General features: G+C 68.9%; 13 protein-coding genes and 1 tRNA gene. 8 read left to right on the forward strand and 6 right to left on the reverse strand.

Annotated features, from left to right (window positions below):
• Positions 1-20: 20 nt before the first annotated feature.
• The 4 genes from J2Y58_RS02880 to J2Y58_RS02895 form a co-directional block, all read right to left on the reverse strand.
• Positions 21-2390 carry a 3-hydroxyacyl-CoA dehydrogenase NAD-binding domain-containing protein gene (locus J2Y58_RS02880; protein WP_310098456.1) on the reverse strand — a complete coding sequence of 790 codons (2370 nt, stop codon included), beginning with the start codon at positions 2388-2390 and terminating at the stop codon, positions 21-23.
• Entirely contained in the window at positions 2390-3526 is a 1137-nt protein-coding gene (locus J2Y58_RS02885; protein ID WP_310098458.1) for a thiolase family protein, read from the reverse strand. The genes J2Y58_RS02880 and J2Y58_RS02885 overlap by 1 nt, the downstream gene beginning before the upstream one ends.
• A gap of 204 nt (positions 3527-3730) precedes the next feature.
• Positions 3731-4462 (reverse strand): TorF family putative porin, encoded by a 732-nt coding sequence (locus tag J2Y58_RS02890; protein ID WP_310098460.1) that lies wholly within the window; start codon positions 4460-4462, stop codon positions 3731-3733.
• Between the two features lies 1 nt (position 4463).
• Positions 4464-4898: a hypothetical protein gene (locus J2Y58_RS02895; protein WP_310098462.1), complete on the reverse strand. Its 435-nt coding sequence runs from the start codon at positions 4896-4898 to the stop codon at positions 4464-4466.
• Positions 4899-5052: 154 nt separating this feature from the next.
• On the opposite strand from J2Y58_RS02895, the gene J2Y58_RS02900 reads away from it, so the two are divergent.
• The 3 genes from J2Y58_RS02900 (at position 5053) to J2Y58_RS02910 (ending at position 8620) form a co-directional block, all read left to right on the forward strand.
• Entirely contained in the window at positions 5053-5502 is a 450-nt protein-coding gene (locus J2Y58_RS02900) for a DUF2721 domain-containing protein (RefSeq protein ID WP_310098464.1), read from the forward strand.
• Between the two features lie 25 nt (positions 5503-5527).
• Positions 5528-7336, forward strand: coding sequence for a copper resistance system multicopper oxidase (locus J2Y58_RS02905; RefSeq protein WP_310098467.1), 1809 nt, complete (start codon positions 5528-5530; stop codon positions 7334-7336).
• A 447-nt stretch (positions 7337-7783) separates the two neighbouring features.
• Positions 7784-8620 (forward strand): copper resistance protein B, encoded by an 837-nt coding sequence (locus J2Y58_RS02910; RefSeq protein ID WP_310098471.1) that lies wholly within the window; start codon positions 7784-7786, stop codon positions 8618-8620.
• 4 nt (positions 8621-8624) lie between these two features.
• Here J2Y58_RS02910 and J2Y58_RS02915 read toward each other — a convergent pair whose 3' ends face one another.
• Complete coding sequence (locus J2Y58_RS02915) at positions 8625-9452, reverse strand: helix-turn-helix domain-containing protein (protein WP_310098473.1); 828 nt, start codon at positions 9450-9452, stop codon at positions 8625-8627.
• 350 nt (positions 9453-9802) lie between these two features.
• Positions 9803-9889, reverse strand: a tRNA-Leu gene (locus J2Y58_RS02920).
• A 173-nt stretch (positions 9890-10062) separates the two neighbouring features.
• Between J2Y58_RS02920 and J2Y58_RS02925 the strand changes: the two genes are divergently transcribed.
• The 5 genes from J2Y58_RS02925 to gltB all read left to right on the forward strand — a co-directional run bounded on the left by J2Y58_RS02925 (position 10063) and on the right by gltB (position 18547).
• Entirely contained in the window at positions 10063-10992 is a 930-nt protein-coding gene (locus J2Y58_RS02925) for a complex I NDUFA9 subunit family protein (protein WP_310099575.1), read from the forward strand.
• Positions 10993-11029: 37 nt separating this feature from the next.
• On the forward strand, positions 11030-11839 hold the full coding sequence (locus tag J2Y58_RS02930; protein WP_310098475.1) for an undecaprenyl-diphosphate phosphatase: 810 nt from the start codon (positions 11030-11032) through the stop codon (positions 11837-11839).
• A gap of 155 nt (positions 11840-11994) precedes the next feature.
• On the forward strand, positions 11995-13434 hold the full coding sequence (locus tag J2Y58_RS02935; protein WP_310098477.1) for an NAD(P)-dependent oxidoreductase: 1440 nt from the start codon (positions 11995-11997) through the stop codon (positions 13432-13434).
• Positions 13431-14021, forward strand: coding sequence for a DUF2059 domain-containing protein (locus tag J2Y58_RS02940; RefSeq protein WP_310098479.1), 591 nt, complete (start codon positions 13431-13433; stop codon positions 14019-14021). Before J2Y58_RS02935 ends, J2Y58_RS02940 begins: the two co-directional genes overlap by 4 nt.
• Positions 14021-18547 carry a glutamate synthase large subunit gene (gltB, locus tag J2Y58_RS02945; protein WP_310098481.1) on the forward strand — a complete coding sequence of 1509 codons (4527 nt, stop codon included), beginning with the start codon at positions 14021-14023 and terminating at the stop codon, positions 18545-18547. Before J2Y58_RS02940 ends, gltB begins: the two co-directional genes overlap by 1 nt.
• The last annotated feature ends 66 nt before the right edge of the window (positions 18548-18613 follow it).

Consider the following 18613-nt stretch of genomic DNA (forward strand, 5'->3'; position numbering starts at 1 on the left):
CCGAACGGGGGCGAATTGCGTCAATTGCGCAACGGTTTGCCCGTCATCAACATGCTCTCGACGCGTGCATGGGTACGCTCGTCGTGCGCGCTTTCCATGAACGCGTCGCGCTCCAGGTCGAGCAACTGCTGTTCGGTCACGGTATCGACCAGATCGGCCTCGCCTCCGGTCAGCACGTTCGCCAATCGCCCGGCGACGACCTCGTCATAGGCCGTGGCGACGCCCTTGCGCCGGAAGTCGGCGACCGCGCCGGCCAGCCCGGTGCGGCCGCTGGCACCGGGCAGGCGGAACGTCGGCGGCTCCGGCGGGGTGTAGCCGTCGACCATCGCCAGCGCACGCGCCTTGGCGTCGGCGAGCAACCGGTCGCGGTTCATCGTGATGCCGTCGGAAGGGCGCAGGAACGCCATCTCCTTGGCCTGCGCCGCCGATCGCGACACGTGCGCGGTCGAGATCAGCTCGAACGCCTTCATCACCGCCGGCATCGGCCCGCGCGGCATGCCCTTCGACTTGGCCAGCCGGTCGAGCAACTCGCCATGCCCGCCCCAGCCCGGCACGAGGCCGACGCCGGCCTCGACCAGCCCGATATAGCTTTCGGCATGCGCCTGCACCGCGTCGGAATGGAGCAGCACCTCGCACCCGCCGCCCAGCGCCATGCCCGCGGGCGCGCTGACCACCGGGAACGGCGCATATTTCAGCGCCTTGAACGCCTGCTGCCCGCCGACGATCAGCTTTTCGATCTCGCCCCAGGCACCCGCCTTCACCGCGAACAGCGCCAGGCCCAGGTTGGCCCCGGCCGAAAAGTTGCTGCCTTCGTTATAGACGACCAGCGCCTTGTACTTCTCCTGCACCAGCGGGATCGCCTGCTGGATGAGCGCTGCGACCTCCCCGTCCAGCGCGTTCATCTTGGCAGTGAACTCGAGGCACAGGACGCCGTCGCCGATGTCCCACAGCGCCGCCGAGGCGCTACGGGCGACCGGCTGGGTGCGCAGCTTGATGTCCTCGAGCAGCAGCACGCCCTCGCCGCGCGGCACGTCGCGATAGGTGCCGTCCGTGCCCAGATACTGGCGCACGCCGCCCTCGACCCGGTAGAAGGGCCGCTCGCCCGCCGTCGCCAGGATCGCGGGAACGTCGCGACCCTCGGCGCGCAGCCGCTCGGCCAGCTTGCCCGGCCCGAGCCGGTCGATCAGCTCGAACGGACCGAACTTCCAATTGTAGCCGAGCTTCATCGCGTCATCGATCGCGACCACGTCGTCGGCCGCCTCACCGACCAGCATCGCGGCATAGCTCAGCACATGGCCGAGGATCGTCCACGCATAATCGCCCACCTTGCCGGGCACGGTGACGAGCGCGGCAAGATCCTTCTCCGCCGCCGGTGGCAGCGCCTCCGGCTTGGCTTCGGCGCGATACTCGCCGGTCGTCAGGTCGATCGCCAGCTTGGTGCGCTTGCCATCCGCGCCCGCCGCTCCAGACTTGTCGAGCCGGTAGAAGCCGCCCTTGCCCTTGCGCCCGGTAAAACCCTCCGCGATCATCTTGTCCACCAGCGGCAGCGGGCGGACGGTCGCGAAATACGGGTCGCCCTTTGGCAGCGTGTCGGACAGGCTCTTGGCGAGCAGCGGCATCAGGTCGACGCCGACCAGATCGATCAGCGCGAAGATGCCGGTCTTGGGCACGCCCATCGGCCGCCCGCCGATCTGGTCGGCTTCCTCGACGGTCAGTCCCTGATCGATCGCGCCATTCACCGCCACCGCCAGCCAATAAGTCCCGATCCGGTTGGCGATGAAGCCGGGCGTGTCCTTCGCGCGCACGATCCGCTTGCCCATGAAGCGATCGACGAACGCCTCGACCTTCCCGGCGGTGCCGGCGTCGGTGTCGCGCCCACGCACGATCTCGATCAGCCGCATGTAGCGCGGCGGATTGAAGAAGTGCGTGATGAGGAAGTCGCGCCTGAACTGCTCGGTCCGTCCCTCGACCAGCCGCTCCAGCGGGATCGTCGAGGTGTTCGACGACACCGCCGTGCCCGGTCGCTTCAGCTGCTCCAGTCTGGCGTACAGGGACTGCTTGATATCGAGCCGCTCGACGATCGCCTCGACGATCCAGTCGCATTCGGCGACGCGCGCCAGATGGTCATCGATGTTGCCGGTCTCAACCAGCTTCGCCGCCGCCTTCGACATGAACGGCGCGGGCTCGGTCTTGAGCATCTTGGCGACCGCACCCTTCGCCACCGCGTCGCGATCGTCACCCTCCTTGGCGGGAACGTCGAGCAGCAGCACCGGCACGCCGGCATTGGCGACCTGCGCGGCGATCCCCGCGCCCATCACGCCCGCGCCGATGACGCAGACCTTTTTGATCGACTCGGGCGTGACGCCCTCCGGCTTGATCGGCTCCCCCATCACACGCGCTCCAGCACGGTGGCGATGCCCTGCCCGCCGCCGATGCACTGCGTCGCGAGCGCATAGCGCTTGCCCTCGCGCGCCAGCAGCGCGGCGGCCTTGCCGACGATCCGCGCGCCGGTCGCGCCCAGCGGGTGGCCGATCGCGATGGCACCGCCGTCGAGGTTGATCGTCTCGTCCTTCAGGCCAAGGTCGCGGATGCACGCGATCGCCTGGCTTGCGAACGCCTCGTTGATCTCGACGATATCGAGATCGTTCGCCGCGATGCCGGCGCGCTCCAGCGCCTTCTTCGACGCGCCGATCGGGCCGAGGCCCATCGTCTCGGGGTCGCAGCCGGACACGCTGATCGCCTTGATCTTCGCGAGGATCGGCAGGCCGTGCCGCGTCGCGAACGCCTCCGAGGTGACGAGCACCGCGCTGGCGCCGTCGGTCAGCGGCGAGGACGTGCCGGCGGTCACCGAGCCGTCCTGCGAAAACGCCGGCTTCAGCCCGGCGAGCGCCTCGGCGGTCGTCTCGGGACGCAGCGTCCCGTCCTGGTCGACCGCGCCGGCCTTGGTCTTGATCGCGACGATCTCGTCGGCGAGCCGCCCGTCCTCGCGCGCCGCGGCGGCCTTCTGCTGGCTCTTCACCGCGAACGCCTCCTGCTCGGCGCGGGTGATCTGGTACTTCTCCGCGACGTTCTCGGCCGTCTGCCCCATGCCCATGTACGCACCGGCGCTCTTGGCGGCGAGTTCGGGATTGGGCAGCGGATTGTACCCGCCCATCGGCACGCGGCTCATCGATTCCAGCCCGGCGCAGATATACGCCTCGCCCGCGCCGACCGCGATCTGCCCCATCGCAATGTGGATCGCGCTCATCGACGATCCGCAGAAGCGGTTGACGGTCATGCCGCCGACCGACAGCGGCAGGTCGGCGAGCAGCCCGATCATCCGCGCGACGTTCAGCCCCTGCTCGCCCTCCGGGAACGCGCAGCCGAGCACGATGTCCTCGATCAGCGATGCATCGACACCCGTCTTCTCGATCAGCCCGCGGATCGTCTGCGCGGCGAGATCGTCAGGGCGGACGCGCGCCAGCGCACCCTTGCTCGCCAGGTGGAACGGCGACCGGGCATAGCCCGCAATCACGACGTCGGTCATCGGTAACCCTCTCGGTGGAACTGCTAGCTACCGTTTACGTCAACGTCACTAACCGCTCAAGGGGGGTTGTGTGACCATCCTCGCCGAGACTGCCGCCATTCCCGCGCAGGCCGAAATACACACGCGCAGGTCCTTCGATAGAAGCGTGACCGCCAGGGTTTCCGGATCCCCGCCTGCGCGGGAACGACGTCCTCGAAAACGGGGCTATATGCTCAACGAGATCCGCGCCGCCAGCCGGTCGCCGGCATGTTCCCGCACCGCGAACGGCGATGCATCGGGCACGTCGCGAATGTCCGTCCCGGTATATTCCAGCGCGACGGTCAGCGGCCCCGTGATATGCTGCACCCCGACCGCCCAGTCGTGATAGGTCCCGCCGGGCCGCAACCGCGCGGCGCGGAGCGCGTCGTCGACGCTCCCCGACGAACGTCCTGCACTCGCCGTCAGCGTCCACGGCGTCGCGGGGATCCCGAGCCGGCCGCGCACGCCGAGATACAGGTTGTCGCCGCCGATCGCGTCCTGCGGCGGGGCATAGCGCGCCTCCACCCCGGCCTGTGCCGGGCCGAGCGAATAGCTGAGTCCCGCGCCAAGCTCGCCATAGTCCAGTCGCCCGCGCGCGCCGCTGAAGAAATGCCCGGTCGCGAACCCGTCGAGGCGAACGCCGCCGAGGTCGCGGCTGTAGCCCAGTGTCGGCTCGACCACCCCGTCCGCGCCGCCGTGGCGCGGGTCGCCGCGCGTGGCGAGGACGCGCGCGCCGATATCGAACCCGGCCGGCAGGTCGGCGCGCAGATACGCCGACGGTGCCGCCTTGCCCTCGCTCCAGCTGATCCCGCGACGCCGTTCGTCGGTGGCGAGCTCGACGCCCGCCTGCACCTGCGCCGCCGCAGGCAGTGCCGCCACGCCCGAGAGCATGGCGGCGATCACGATCCACAACCGCACCTTAGCCGCGGACCCGGTCGTGCGCGGCGTCCAGCTCGGCGACGAGGCTGCCCTGGTCGCGTTCGGCCACCGCGAGCAGGTGGTCGCGCACCTTGCCGCTGCGCGCCGCAACCTCCTTGGCGATCGCGTCGCGCTGCTGCGCGCACCACCCCGGTCGGCTGCCGGTCAGCGGCGCGTCGGCGCTGATGGTCCGCGACATCACGTGCCCGGCGGCATGGCGCGCCTCGCGGTGGACGTCGACCGATGCGGTCCAGGCGCAGCGCAGCGCACTGGGCCGGCCCGGCGCGCCGACCGCGCCGACCTGCTTGTGGGTGACATCGACGTCGCTGCGATAGGTGACGTCGACGCGCTGACCGCGATGATCCATCTGCACGCGGTGCGTTTCTTCGGCGATGGGGGTGCCGAGCAACAGCCCGGCGACGATCGAGACGATCATGGCGTTTCTCCTTGCGTCGGCCCCGAACCATGCTGCCCGGTGACCGTGTCCCGAGATACGTACGCGCCCGCCCGCTTCAACGACCCGCGCGCGCGCGTAACAATTTGTCACCCGCCGTTGTCGATCGCACGAGGAGACGCCACAACATGGCGCAATGCATTATGCTCCTGCCCTGCCCTCAATCGCCGAGGCGATCCAGGCCTCGCTCAGTCCGGTGTTCGTGCTGACCGGGATCGGTGCGCTGCTCAACGTGCTGACCGGCCGGTTGTCGCGCGTGATCGATCGCGTCCGCGCGCTGGAAGAGCGGCATCCGCAGATCGGCGTGGACGAACGCGCCCGGCTGGTATGGGAATTGCGGCGGCTGGCCAAGAGGATGAGCGTCATCAACGCCGCCTTGTTCCTGGCGGTGGCGAGCGCGGTGGCGACCTGCATCGTCGTCGCGTTGCTGTTCATCGGCGCGCTGACGAAAAGCCATATCGGGCCGTATGTTGCGATCAGCTTCATCCTGGCGATGTCGTTGCTGATCGCGGCGTTCATCGCGTTCATGGTCGAGGTGCGGCTGTCGAGTCGCGCGATCCGGGTGCGTGACGAGTTGCTGCATTGAGCGCCGCTGCCCCTATATGAAGCCTATGACGAAGATCGGTAAGACGGCCACACGCGTCGGCCGCCGCGACGTTCTGCGCGCCGGCGGCATGCTGGGGGCGAGTGCGTGGTGGCCGGCCTGGGCGCAGTCGGGCACCGCCGGGCTCGCCCCGCGCGCGACGTTGTCCGGCGAGGACATCCGATTGCGCATCGCGCATCAGGCGATGACGATCGATGGCCGCCGCACCCATGCGATCGGCGTCAACGGCACCGTCCCCGCCCCACTGATCCGGCTGCGCGAGGGGCAGAACGTGCGGCTGCATGTCGAGAATGCGCTGGACGAGGAAAGCTCGATCCACTGGCACGGGCTGCTCGTCCCGTTCCACATGGACGGGGTGCCCGGCGTCAGCTTTCCCGGCATCGCGCCGCGCTCGACATTCACCTACGAGTTTCCCGTCCGGCAATCGGGCACCTATTGGTATCACAGCCATTCGGGCTTGCAGGAGCAAATGGGGCTGTACGGCCCGATCGTGATCGACCCCGCCGGCGTGGACCCGGTCGCGGCAGCGCGCGAGCATGTGATCGTGCTGTCGGACCACAGCCCGATCCACCCGCACACGATCTTCCGCAAGCTGAAGCAGCAGGGCGGTTATTTCAATTTCCAGAAGCAGACTCTCGCCGGCTTGCTGGCGGGTCATGACCAGCGCGCGGCCGAGCGGCTGGCGTGGGGCAACATGCGGATGGACCCGGCCGATGTCGCCGATGTGACCGCGTCGACCTATACCTATCTCGTCAACGGCCATGGTCCGCGTGATCCGTGGAGCGGGCTGTTCACGCCGGGCGAGCGTGTGCGGCTGCGGCTCGTCAACGCCTCGGCGATGACGACCTTCAACGTGCGGCTGCCCGGGCTGGCGATGACGGTGGTGCAGGCCGACGGCATGCCGGTACGCGACGTCGCGGTGGACGAGTTGCAGATCGCGGTGGCCGAGACGTACGACGTGATCGTCACCCCGCGCGACGACCGCGCTTACGCACTGGTCGCGGAGAGCGTCGATCGCTCGGGAATGGCGCTCGGCACGCTCGCACCGCGCGTCGGGATGCGCGCCGCCGCCCCGCCGCTACGCCCGCGCCCGCTGGCGACGATGAAGGACATGGGCATGGGCGGCATGGGCGGCAGGGGCGCGATGGCGGCGCCCGGCGAGCACGCCATGCCCGGCCACGACATGGGGGGACATGCCGTGCCGGGTCACACCATGGAAGGCCACGACATGGGGGGCCACGACATGGCCGCGATGGATCACGGCATGCGCGACTTCGCCAACGCCCCGGAGGTGAAACGCACCCCCACCGTCCAGACGATCGCGCCGATGCCCGTCGATCGCACCGGCGAGCCCGGCCAGGGCCTCGCCGATGCCGGCCACCGGGTGCTGACGTACCGCGACCTGGTCGCCACCACGCGCAACCCCGACGTGCGCGCCCCCGACCGGAGCCTGCGCATCCACCTGACCGGCAACATGGAACGCTATATGTGGGCGTTCGACGGCGAGAAGCTGAACGAGGTCACCGCGCCCTTCGCCTTCCTGAAGGACGAGCGGGTGCGCGTGACCCTGGTCAACGACACGATGATGGGTCACCCGATCCACATTCACGGTCACTTCTTCGAACTGGTGACCGGCCACGGGGACCATGCGCCGCGCAAGCACACCGTTCAGGTCCAGCCCGGCGGCACCGTCACCTTCGACATCACCACCGACGCGGTCGGCGATTGGGCGTTCCACTGCCACATGCTCTACCACATGCACGCCGGGATGATGCAGGTCGTCACCGTTCGTCCGCGCGACGAGGCCGCGGCATGAGCGTCGCGCTGGCGCTGGCGATCGCCGCCGCGCAGATGCAGGGCATGGATCACGCCGGACACATGCCGGGCATGGCGATGCCGGCGCCGTCCGCAAAGCCGCGCGCCAAGGCGCGAACGGTGCAGCGTCCGCGCGTCGTTCCGAAACGGGCTGCTCCCCGTCCGTCGATGCGCGCGCCGGAGCCGCCCGCCGCCGCGTGCGCGCCCGAACACGCCGCGATGGGCCATTGCACGATGCCCGCCCCTGACACCGCACCCGGGGGGGCGCCTGCACCTTGCTCTGCCGAGCACGCGGCGATGGGGCACTGCACCGTCGCCGCCGTGCCCCCCCACGCCGGCCCCGCCAGCGCCTTGCTCTGCCGAGCACGCGGCGATGGGGCACTGCACCGTCGCCGCCGTGCCCCCCACGCCGGCCCCGCCAGCGCCTTGCTCTGCCGAGCACGCGGCGATGGGGCACTGCACCGTCGCCGCCGCGCCCGTCGCGCCCGCTCCGCAGTCCTGCCCGCCCGAACATGCCGCAATGGGGCACTGCACCGCCGCCGTGGCGGCGGGTACCGCGCTGCCGCCCGGCGACGCGCCTGCGCCTGCACCGGTCGCGCCGACCTACGCGGATCGCTTCTGGGGAGCGGACGCGATGGCGCCCGCTCGCGCGCGGCTGCGGCATGAGCACGGCGGCATGACCTTTTCGCAGGTCATGCTCAACATCGCCGAATATCAGCCGCGACGCGGCGCGGACGGCTATCGATGGGACGTGGAGGCATGGTTCGGCGGCGATGTCGACCGGCTGGTGATCAAGAGCGAGGGCGACGGCCGCATCGGCGACCGCGCGACCGGCGAGGTACAGGCGCTCTACAGCCGCGCGATCGGACCCTATTTCAATCTTCAGGGCGGGGTGCGGCAGGAGGTCGGCACCGACCGCCGCTACGCCGTCGCCGGCATCGAGGGGCTCGCGCCTTATTGGTTCGATGTCGAGGCGACCGCCTTCCTTTCCGACCGCGGCGACATGCTGGCGCGGATCGAGGGCTATTACGACCAGCGCATCACCCAGCGGCTGATCCTGCAGCCGCGTGCCGAGCTGAACCTGTCCGCGCAGGACGTGCCGCGGGACCGGATCGGCGCCGGGCTGGTCGATGCCGAGCTCGGGGTGCGGCTCCGCTACGAGATCCGACGCGAGTTCGCGCCCTATGTCGGCATCGCCTGGGAGCGCGCATTCGGCGACACCCGCACCTATCGCGGGCGCGGCGACGGCGCGACGCTGGCGATCGGCGTGCGAACCTGGTTTTGATGCCTCAACCGGCTGCGGGCGCCGCCCCGCGCTGCCCCATCAGCATCTGCAAGCCCGGCGGCTGCGACTGCTGAAGCGACAGTTCGCGCAGCGGGTCGCCAGGGTCGGCGCGGAACGCCACCAGCCGGATGTGCGCCGCGACATAGGAGTGGAGGAAACAGCTCTGAAAGATGCTGTCGCTCCACAATCCGTTCAGCACATGCTCCATGTCGAGCGACAGCTGCGCCATCAGCTGCTGCGCGCCGTCCGCGACCACCAGCACGCCCACCCCCGGCCAGCCTTCGCCCACGAACGCCGCCGCCTCGCGGTTGAACGGCACGGTCGGGCCGGCATGTTCCTCGCGATAGGCGATCCCGGCCACCGTCACGCCGCGCGCACGCGCCGCCGCCATGTCCTCGGCGAACAGGTCGAAGACCGCCGGGAAGAGGTCGAACAGCACGATCTCGCGCGCTTCCGCGATCATCGCGCGCACCCGTTCGATCACGTGCTGGACCGAGCGGAGCTGGAAGAACTCCTCGGCGCGCGTCGGTTGATACACCTGCCTCAGCGTGTTGAAGGCGTCCGCATGCCGCTGGTCGAAATCGCGCTTGAGCGAGGCGAACAGCTCGGCGGGCGGGATCGGCGTGTAGGTCACCGGATCGCTGCTGTTGCTGGCGAGCAAAAGTCCCTTCTGCTCCATAACCTTCAGCGCCTGGTAGACGTTGGCAGGCGCCTTGCCGACACGCTGCGACAGACGATAGCCGGTGGCAGGCGCCTGGCGGAGCAGCTCGGTGTAGAGCATGGATTCGAGATCGGTGAACCCGAAAGCGCTCAAGGCGGTGTTCAGCGGCATGGGACGACTCCGGGAAGCATGTCGGCGCGCACCACGGCATCGACGCGGCCAGACGACGACGTTAGCGAATAATCGAAGGCGATCCCAGCGACTTGGAACGTGTCAGGCGCTCAGGGACGCCGCTGGCGCCGCTTTCGCCCAAGGGTCGTCATCGCCGTGCACCGATCGACCGCGAGGTTCGCGCCCGATCGCGGCCCGTCGATCCTGTGGAACATGCCGGCTGATCGTTTCGAGGTATCGGTATGCGCCGCTCGCCCAGGCACGCCACCTCGTGGCCCTGCTTACTCAGGCGACACATCACTTGAGGGGGCGCTGACGCGGATTGCGCCATCCGGTTCGAACCGGAAGAATGGTGCCCAGAAGAGGACTCGAACCTCCACGACCTTGCGATCGCCAGCACCTGAAGCTGGTGCGTCTACCAATTCCGCCATCTGGGCACGGGGTAGGCCGGTGCCTCTATGGGCGGCTGCCGGGGGTGTCAACACGATTTTGTCGCACCGCCGTCACTTTTTTGCGGCGCGGCATCGAAAGCGGCTAAACCTTGTCAACGCCGGTAGCGGCGGGCAAGGCACGCGCACGGCGAACAAGGGCTTTCGGGATGAAGGACGGCATGGACAACAAGCTGGTGACGCTGATCGGCGGCGGGGGCTTCCTGGGTCGCTATATCGCGCAGACGCTGCTGTCGACGGGCGCGCGGGTGCGCATCGCGCAGCGCGATCCGCGGCAGGCGTTCTTCCTGAAGCCGCTCGGCGGGCTCGGACAGACGCAGTTCGTCGCGGTCGACGTGACCCGGGCGGAGACGATCGCCAATGCGGTGCACGGCGCCGACGCGGTCGTGAACCTGGTCGGCACGTTCGGCGGCAACATCGTCGGCATCCACGTCGACGGCGCGCGGCACGTCGCCGAAGCGGCGGCGAGGTCGGGCGCTTCGCTGGTCCATGTCTCGGCGATCGGCGCGGATGCGAACGGCGACTCCACGTACGCGAAGACGAAGGGCGCGGGCGAGCAGGCGGTGCGCGCCGCCTGTCCGTCGGCCACCATCCTGCGGCCGTCGACCGTCTTCGGCCGCGAGGACCAGTTCGTGAACCGCTTCGCGGGCATGATCGCGCGGCTGCCGTTGGTACCGGTGCTGAAGCCGACCGCGCGTTTCCAGCCGGTGTTCGTCGGCGACGTCGCGCGCGCGACCATCGCGGCGCTGTCGGATCCGGAGACGTTCGGCGATCGCACCTTCGAACTCGGCGGGCCGGAAGTGCTCACCATGCTGGAACTGCATCAGCGGATCGCGCGCCATATCGGCCGCTCGCCGCGCTTCGTGCCGCTGCCCGATGCGGTCGGCGGCGCGCTCGCCGCGCTGCCCGGCACGCCGATCACCGCCGATCAGTGGAAGATGCTCGGCCACGACAGCATCGTCGGTGCGGGCGCCGAGGGGCTGGCCGCGCTAGGCGTGGCCGCCACCCCGCTCGATGCGGTCGCGCCCGATTGGCTGGTCCGGTACCGCAAGGCCGGGCGCTTCGGCATGATCGGAAGCGTGGCCGGCTGACAAGCCCGCCGCCGCCCACCAACAACAGGGATCGCGCGTGACCGACCTTCTGACCATCATCCTCCTCGGCATCGTCGAGGGCGTCACCGAATTCCTGCCGGTGTCCTCGACCGGGCACCTCGTGCTCGCCGGCGCGCTGCTGGGCCTGTCGGAAGGTGACGCGACCTTCGACATCGTGATCCAGCTCGGCGCGATCCTGGCGGTGATCGTGCTGTTCCGGCAGCGCTTCCTTCGCGTCGCGACCGGGCTGCTGCGGCGCGATCCGCCCGCGATCCACTTCACGCGCAACGTCCTGCTCGGCTTCCTGCCGTCCGCGATCGTCGGCGCGCTCGCCTATTCGGCGATCCGTGCCGTGCTGGAAGCGCCGGCGATCGGGCCGTTCGTGGTCGCGGTCGCGCTGATCGTCGGCGGGGTCGCGATCCTGTTCATCGAGCGGGTCGCGCCGCGCGCCGCCGGGGGCTCGGTCGAGACCATGCGCTGGAAGACCGCCTTGTCGATCGGCGTCGTGCAATGCCTGTCGATGATCCCGGGGGTCAGCCGCTCGGGCGCGACGATCATGGGCGCGCGCGCGATGGGGGTCGATCAGGAGACCGCCGCCGAATTCAGCTTCTTCCTCGCGATCCCGACGATGATGGGCGCGACGACGCTGGCGCTGTGGAAGAGCCGCCACGATCTGGGCGACGCGCATCTCTCGGCGATCGCGATCGGTTTCGTGGTGTCGTTCGTCGTCGCGATGATCGTCATCCGCTGGTTCATGGCGATCGTGACCCGGCACGGCTTCGCGCCTTTCGCCTGGTACCGAATCATCGTCGGCGTGATCGCGCTCGCCGCGCTCGCCATGCGGTAAATACCGGAACGGACCTAAATACCTCTACTTCATGCGAGCTTGTTGCAACTACGAAGGAAAAGGTGCAAAATTTAGGTAAGCCACCCTGTCGCATTGCGCAGATTGCGCGTGACAGACGGGAATGCATGTGAGAATTCGGCGATCGGAGGACACCGATGGCCGACATGCTCAAGTTCGTTGAACGCCCGCAATCCTATCCCGCCAAGCGCACCGCCGAGGCGCGCGCGGAGGATTTCCGCGAGATCGCCGAACGCTATGCGACCCCCGCTGCCGAGGATCAGGCCGGACGCTGCTCGCAATGCGGCGTGCCTTATTGCTCGGTGCATTGCCCGCTCCACAACCATATTCCCGATTGGCTGCGGCTGACCGCCGAGGGGCGGCTGCGCGAAGCCTATGAGCTGAGCAACGCCACCTCGACCATGCCCGAGATCTGCGGCCGCATCTGTCCGCAGGACCGGTTGTGCGAGGGCAATTGCGTCATCGAGTTCTCGGGCCACGGCGCGGTCACGATCGGCTCGGTCGAGAAGTTCATCACCGACACCGCCTGGGAAGAAGGCTGGGTCGAGCCGCTGGTGCCCGGCCCCGCGCGCGGGCAGTCGGTCGGCGTGATCGGTGCCGGACCGGCCGGGCTCAGCGCCGCGGAATACCTGCGCGGCCACGGGTACGAGGTGCATGTCTACGACCGCCACGACCGCGCGGGCGGGCTGCTGACCTATGGCATCCCCGGCTTCAAGCTGGAGAAGCCGGTCGTCATGCGCCGCGTCGATCGCCTTAAGGACGGCGGCATCGTCTTCCACGAAGGGTTCGAGGTCGGCCGCGACGCGACGCTCGACGAACTGCGCGCGCGTCACGACGCGTTGCTGATCGCGACCGGCGTCTACAAGGCGCGCGCGATCGACGTCGGCGGCAACGAGCTGACCGGGGTCGTCGCGGCGCTCGACTATCTGACCGCATCGAACCGCAAGAGCTTCGGCGACCATGTCCCCGCCTTCGAGGACGGTAGCCTCAACGCCGCGGGTCGCAACGTCGTCGTGATCGGCGGCGGCGACACCGCGATGGACTGCGTCCGCACCGCGATCCGTCAGGGCGCCACGTCGGTGAAGTGCCTCTATCGCCGCGACCGCGCCAACATGCCGGGCTCGCAGCGCGAGGTCGCCAATGCCGAGGAGGAAGGCGTCGAGTTCGTCTGGCTTTCCGCCCCCGCCAGCTTCGCGGGGAACGACGGCACGGTCACGACGGTGCGCGCCAACCGCATGCGGCTCGGCGCCCCCGATGCCAGCGGCCGCCGCGCGCCCGAGGTCGATCCCGGCGCCGCGGAGGACATGCCCGCCGACCTGGTCATCAAGGCGCTCGGCTTCGATGCCGAGGAACTGCCGAAACTGTGGGGCGCAGCGGAGCTGGGCGTCACGCGCTGGGGTACGGTGCTGGTCGACAGCAAGACACTGATGACCAGCCTCGACGGAGTGTTCGCGGCGGGCGACATCGTGCGCGGCGCGTCGCTGGTCGTCTGGGCGATCCGCGACGGCCGCGACGTGGCGGCGACGATGCACCAATATCTGAAGGCGCAGGCGAAGGCCGCGAAGGTGGCGGCGTGATCCGCGTCGCTCTCGCCGCGGCGCTCGCGCTCACGCCGGTCGCTGCCGGCGCACAAGCGCCAGCACCTGCCCGTGCCCCTGCCCCTGCCTCTGCCGTTGCGGTGGAACCGGCACGGCTAGCGGCGGCGACGCGGCTGCTCGACACGCTGTTCCCGCCTGCGTCGCGCACGCAGATGATGGACGGCATGATGACGCCGATGATGGCCAATCTGCGTCAAGGGTTCACGCAGAACCCGCAGTTTGCCGAGATGGCGAAGGATTTGAAGGTGAAGGCCGCCTTTGATCGGTTCATGGACGCCCAGCTCCACCGCAGCATGGACCTGGTTCGCACTTCGTTACCGGGCATGTTCGACGCGATGGCGCATGCCTACGCCCGACGTTTCGACGTGGCGCAGATGACCGATATCGAGCGGTTCTTCCACACCCCGACCGGTCAGGCATACATGCAGGCGTCGATGACGATCTTCAGCGATCCCGACGTCGCCGCCTTCCAGCGCGAGATGATGGTCGATGCGATGACGCGCACCCAGGCCGACACTGCCGCCTTCGTCAAGGAAGTCGCGGCGATCCAGCAGGACAAGAAGTGATGACCGACACCCTTGACGCCCGCCGCGCCCATCTCGCCGAACACGGCATGTACCGCCCCGAGTTCGAGGGCGATGCGTGTGGCGTCGGGCTTGTCGCCGCGACCGACGGCAAGCCGTCGCGGCGCGTCGTGCAGTCGGCGATCGACGCGCTGAAGGCGGTGTGGCACCGCGGCGCGGTCGATGCCGACGGCAAGACCGGCGACGGCGCGGGCATCCATGTCGACCTGCCGGTGCGCTTCTTCGACGATTGCGTCGCCGCCTCGGGGCACAAGTTGATGCCGAACCGGCTGGCGGTCGGCATGGTCTTTCTGCCGCGCACCGACCTGTCGGCGCAGGAGACGTGCCGCACGATCGTCGAATCCGAGGTGATCGGCGCCGGCTACACCATCTACGGCTGGCGGCAGGTGCCGGTCGACGTCTCGGTGATCGGAATGAAGGCGCAGTCGACGCGCCCCGAGATCGAGCAGATCATGATCGCCGGGCCGATGCCCGATGAGGTGTCGGCCGAGGAGTTCGAGAAGAACCTCTACCTCGTCCGCCGCCGCATCGAGAAGCGCGTGATCGCGGCGCAGATCCAGGGCTTCTACGTCTGCTCGCTGTCGTGCCGCTCGATCATCTACAAGGGGCTGTTCCTCGCCGAGAGCCTGTCGGTCTTCTACCCGGACCTGACCGACCCGCGGTTCGAGAGCCGCGTCGCGATCTTCCACCAGCGGTATTCGACCAACACCTTTCCGCAATGGTGGCTGGCGCAGCCGTTCCGCTGCCTCGCACATAACGGCGAGATCAACACGATCCGCGGCAACAAGAACTGGATGCTCAGCCACGAGATCCGCATGGCGTCGATCGCGTTCGGCGAGCATTCGGAGGATATCAAGCCGGTGATCCCGGCCGGCGCGTCGGACACCGCCGCGCTGGACGCGACGTTCGAGGCGATCTGCCGCTCGGGACGCGATGCGCCGACCGCGAAGCTGATGCTGGTGCCCGAGGCGTGGCAGGACGGCGCCGACGACATGCCGCCGGCGCACGCCGCGATGTACCAGTATCTCGCCTCGGTCATGGAGCCGTGGGACGGGCCCGCCGCACTCGCGATGACCGACGGGCGCTGGGTGGTCGGCGGCGTCGACCGCAACGCGCTGCGTCCGCTGCGCTACACGCAGACCGCCGATGGCCTGCTGATCGTCGGGTCGGAGGCGGGCATGGTCGTCGTGCCGGAGAGCACCGTCGTCGCCAAGGGGCGGCTGGGGCCGGGGCAGATGATCGCGGTCGACCTGCACGAGGGCCGCGTCCTGCGCGACCGCGAGGTCAAGGACCGGATCGCCGCCGAGCAGGATTACGCCGCGATGATCGGCGAATTCTCGACGATGGACGATCTGCCCCCTGCCCCCGCGGGCACGCTGACCCGCTACGACCGTGCGGAGCTCGCACGGCGGCAGGTCGCGGCCGGGCAGACGATCGAGGACATGGAGTTGATCCTGTCGCCGATGGTCGAAACCGCCAAGGAAGCGATCGGCTCGATGGGCGACGACACGCCGCTGGCGGTCATCTCCGACAAGCCGCGGCTCATCAGCCAGTTCTTCCGGCAGAATTTCGCGCAGGTCACCAATCCGCCGATCGATCCCTTGCGCGAGCGCTACGTGATGTCGCTCAAGACGCGCTTCGGCAATCTCGCCAACATCCTCGATACCGAGGATCGGCGCGAGCGCGTGCTGGTGCTCGAATCGCCGGTGCTGACGTCGACCGACTGGGCGCGGCTGAAGGCCTATTTCGGCCATGCCGCGGCCGATATCGACTGCACCTTCGAGGCCGGGGGTGGTCCCGACCGGCTGCGCGCCGCGATCCAGCGCATCCGCAACCAGGCCGAACAGGCGGTGCGCGAGGGCAAGAGCGAGCTGTTCCTGACCGACGAGCGCATCAGCGAGGACCGCGTGGCGATCCCGGGTGTGCTGGCGGCGGCGGCGGTGCACACGCATCTCGTCCGGCGCGGCCTGCGCTCCTATGCCTCGATCAACGTCCGTGCGGCGGAATGTCTCGACACGCATTATTATGCGGTGCTGATCGGCGTGGGCGCCACGACCGTGAATGCCTATCTGGCGGAGGCGGCGATCGCCGACCGCCATGCGCGCGGGCTGTTCGGCAAATTGTCGATCGAGGAATGCACCGCGCGCCACAAGAAGGCGATCGAGGAAGGCTTGCTCAAGATCCTCAGCAAGATGGGGATCGCGGTCATCTCGTCCTACCGCGGCGGCTATAATTTCGAGGCGGTCGGGCTCAGCCGCGCGCTGGTCAACGACCTGTTCCCCGGCATGCCCGCCAAGATCAGCGGCGAAGGCTATGCCTCGCTGCACGTCAATGCGACCGATCGGCACGAGGCGGCGTTCGATCAGGCGGTGGCGACGCTGCCGATCGGCGGCTTCTATCGCCAGCGCCACACCGGCGAGGCGCATGCCTATTCGGCGCAGCTGATGCACCTGCTCCAGACCGCGGTGTCGACCGACAGCTATTCCAGCTATCTGCAATTCTCCCGCGGGGTGGCGGACCTGCCGCCGATCTACCTGCGCGACCTGTTGCAGTTCAACTTCCCGAACGAAGGCGTGCCGGTCGATCAGGTCGAGGCGATCACCGAGATCCGCAAGCGATTCGTAACGCCGGGCATGTCGCTGGGCGCGCTCAGCCCGGAAGCGCACGAGACGCTGGCGATCGCGATGAACCGCATCGGTGCGAAGGCGGTGTCGGGCGAAGGCGGCGAGGACAAGATCCGCTACACGCCCTACGACAACGGCGACAACGCCAACTCGGTCATCAAGCAGGTGGCGTCGGGCCGCTTCGGCGTCACCGCGGAATATCTGAACGCCTGCGAGGAGATCGAGATCAAGGTCGCACAGGGCGCCAAGCCCGGCGAGGGCGGGCAGCTGCCCGGCTTCAAGGTGACCGAGTTCATCGCCAAGCTGCGCCACGCGACGCCGGGCGTGACGCTGATCTCGCCGCCGCCGCACCACGACATCTATTCGATCGAGGATCTGGCGCAGCTCATCTACGACCTGAAGCAGATCAACCCGCGCGCGCGCGTGTGCGTCAAGCTGGTCAGCTCCGCCGGGATCGGCACGGTCGCGGCGGGCGTGGCGAAGGCGCATGCCGACGTCATCCTCGTCTCCGGCCACGTCGGCGGCACCGGCGCCAGCCCGCAGACGTCGATCAAATACGCCGGCACGCCGTGGGAAATGGGCCTGTCCGAGGTCAACCAGGTGCTGACGCTCAACGGCCTGCGCGGGCGGATCAAGCTGCGCGCCGACGGCGGGCTGAAGACCGGGCGCGACATCGTGATCGCCGCGATCCTGGGCGCGGAGGAATTCGGCATCGGCACGCTCAGCCTCGTCGCGATGGGCTGCATCATGGTGCGCCAGTGCCACAGCAACACCTGCCCGGTCGGCGTCTGCACGCAGGACGAGGCACTGCGCGGCAAATTCGTCGGCACGCCCGAAAAGGTCATCAACCTGATGACCTTCATCGCCGAGGAGGTCCGCGACATCCTCGCCCGGCTCGGCGTCCGCAGCCTCGACGAGATCGTCGGCCGCACCGAGTTCCTGCGCCAGGTCAGCCGCGGCGCCGAGCATCTCGACGACCTCGACCTCAACCCGATCCTCGCCAAGGTCGACGCGACCGATGCCGAGCGGCGGTTCAGCCTGTCGACGTTCCGCAACGACGTGCCCGACAGCCTGGATGCGCAAATCATCAAGGACGCGTCGGCGGTGTTCTCGCGCGGCGAGAAGATGCAGCTCACCTATTCGGTGCGCAACACGCACCGCGCGGTCGGTACGCGCCTGTCGAGCGAGATCACGCGCACCTTCGGCATGGCGAAGCTCGCGGAGAACCACGTCACGATCCGCCTGCGCGGCTCGGCGGGGCAATCGCTCGGCGCGTTCCTGTGCAGCGGCATCACGCTGGAGGTGTTCGGCGACGCCAACGATTATGTCGGCAAGGGGCTGTCGGGCGGCAAGATCGTCGTCCGCCCGGCGGTGTCCTCGCCGCTGCGCAGCCAGGAGAACACCATCCTCGGCAACACCGTGCTCTACGGCGCGACCAGCGGCAAGCTGTTCGCCGCCGGTCAGGCGGGCGAGCGGTTCGCGGTCCGCAATTCGGGCGCGACCGTCGTGGTCGAGGGCTGCGGCGCGAACGGCTGCGAATATATGACCGGCGGCGTCGCGGTGGTGCTGGGCGAGGTCGGCGCGAACTTCGGTGCCGGCATGACCGGCGGCATGGCGTTCGTCTACGACCCGACCGGCAGCTTCGCGCGCCGCGCCAACCCCGAGAACATCGTGTGGCAGCGCGTGGCCGCCGCGCATTGGGAAGAGGTGCTGCGCGCGCTGGTCGCCGAACATGCGGTCGCCACCGACAGCCGCTGGTCGCGCGGGCTCCTCGACGACTGGGACCGCACGATCGGTTCGTTCTGGCAGGTCGTCCCGCGCGAAATGCTCTCGCGACTCGGCCACCCGCTCGACGATGCCGAAACGCTGGTGGCGGCGGAATAGCCGGCGCCTGCCGCCCCGCCGCCCTTCCCCGTCACCCCGGCCCTTCCCCGTTACCCCGGCGAAGGC

The organism is Sphingomonas sp. BE138, from assembly GCF_031456125.1.
Taxonomy (GTDB): domain Bacteria; phylum Pseudomonadota; class Alphaproteobacteria; order Sphingomonadales; family Sphingomonadaceae; genus Sphingomonas.

What these genes read in the sequence shown, in the direction of transcription:
- J2Y58_RS02880 (WP_310098456.1), bottom strand. Translation starts at nt 2,390, where the DNA reads ATGGGGGAGCCGATCAAGCCGGAGGGCGTCACGCCCGAGTCGATCAAA.
- J2Y58_RS02885 (WP_310098458.1), bottom strand. Translation starts at nt 3,526, where the DNA reads ATGACCGACGTCGTGATTGCGGGCTATGCCCGGTCGCCGTTCCACCTG.
- J2Y58_RS02895 (WP_310098462.1), bottom strand. Translation starts at nt 4,898, where the DNA reads ATGATCGTCTCGATCGTCGCCGGGCTGTTGCTCGGCACCCCCATCGCC.
- J2Y58_RS02900 (WP_310098464.1), top strand. Translation starts at nt 5,053, where the DNA reads ATGCATTATGCTCCTGCCCTGCCCTCAATCGCCGAGGCGATCCAGGCC.
- J2Y58_RS02905 (WP_310098467.1), top strand. Translation starts at nt 5,528, where the DNA reads ATGACGAAGATCGGTAAGACGGCCACACGCGTCGGCCGCCGCGACGTT.
- J2Y58_RS02910 (WP_310098471.1), top strand. Translation starts at nt 7,784, where the DNA reads ATGGGGCACTGCACCGTCGCCGCCGCGCCCGTCGCGCCCGCTCCGCAG.
- J2Y58_RS02915 (WP_310098473.1), bottom strand. Translation starts at nt 9,452, where the DNA reads ATGCCGCTGAACACCGCCTTGAGCGCTTTCGGGTTCACCGATCTCGAA.
- J2Y58_RS02925 (WP_310099575.1), top strand. Translation starts at nt 10,063, where the DNA reads ATGGACAACAAGCTGGTGACGCTGATCGGCGGCGGGGGCTTCCTGGGT.
- J2Y58_RS02935 (WP_310098477.1), top strand. Translation starts at nt 11,995, where the DNA reads ATGGCCGACATGCTCAAGTTCGTTGAACGCCCGCAATCCTATCCCGCC.
- gltB (WP_310098481.1), top strand. Translation starts at nt 14,021, where the DNA reads ATGACCGACACCCTTGACGCCCGCCGCGCCCATCTCGCCGAACACGGC.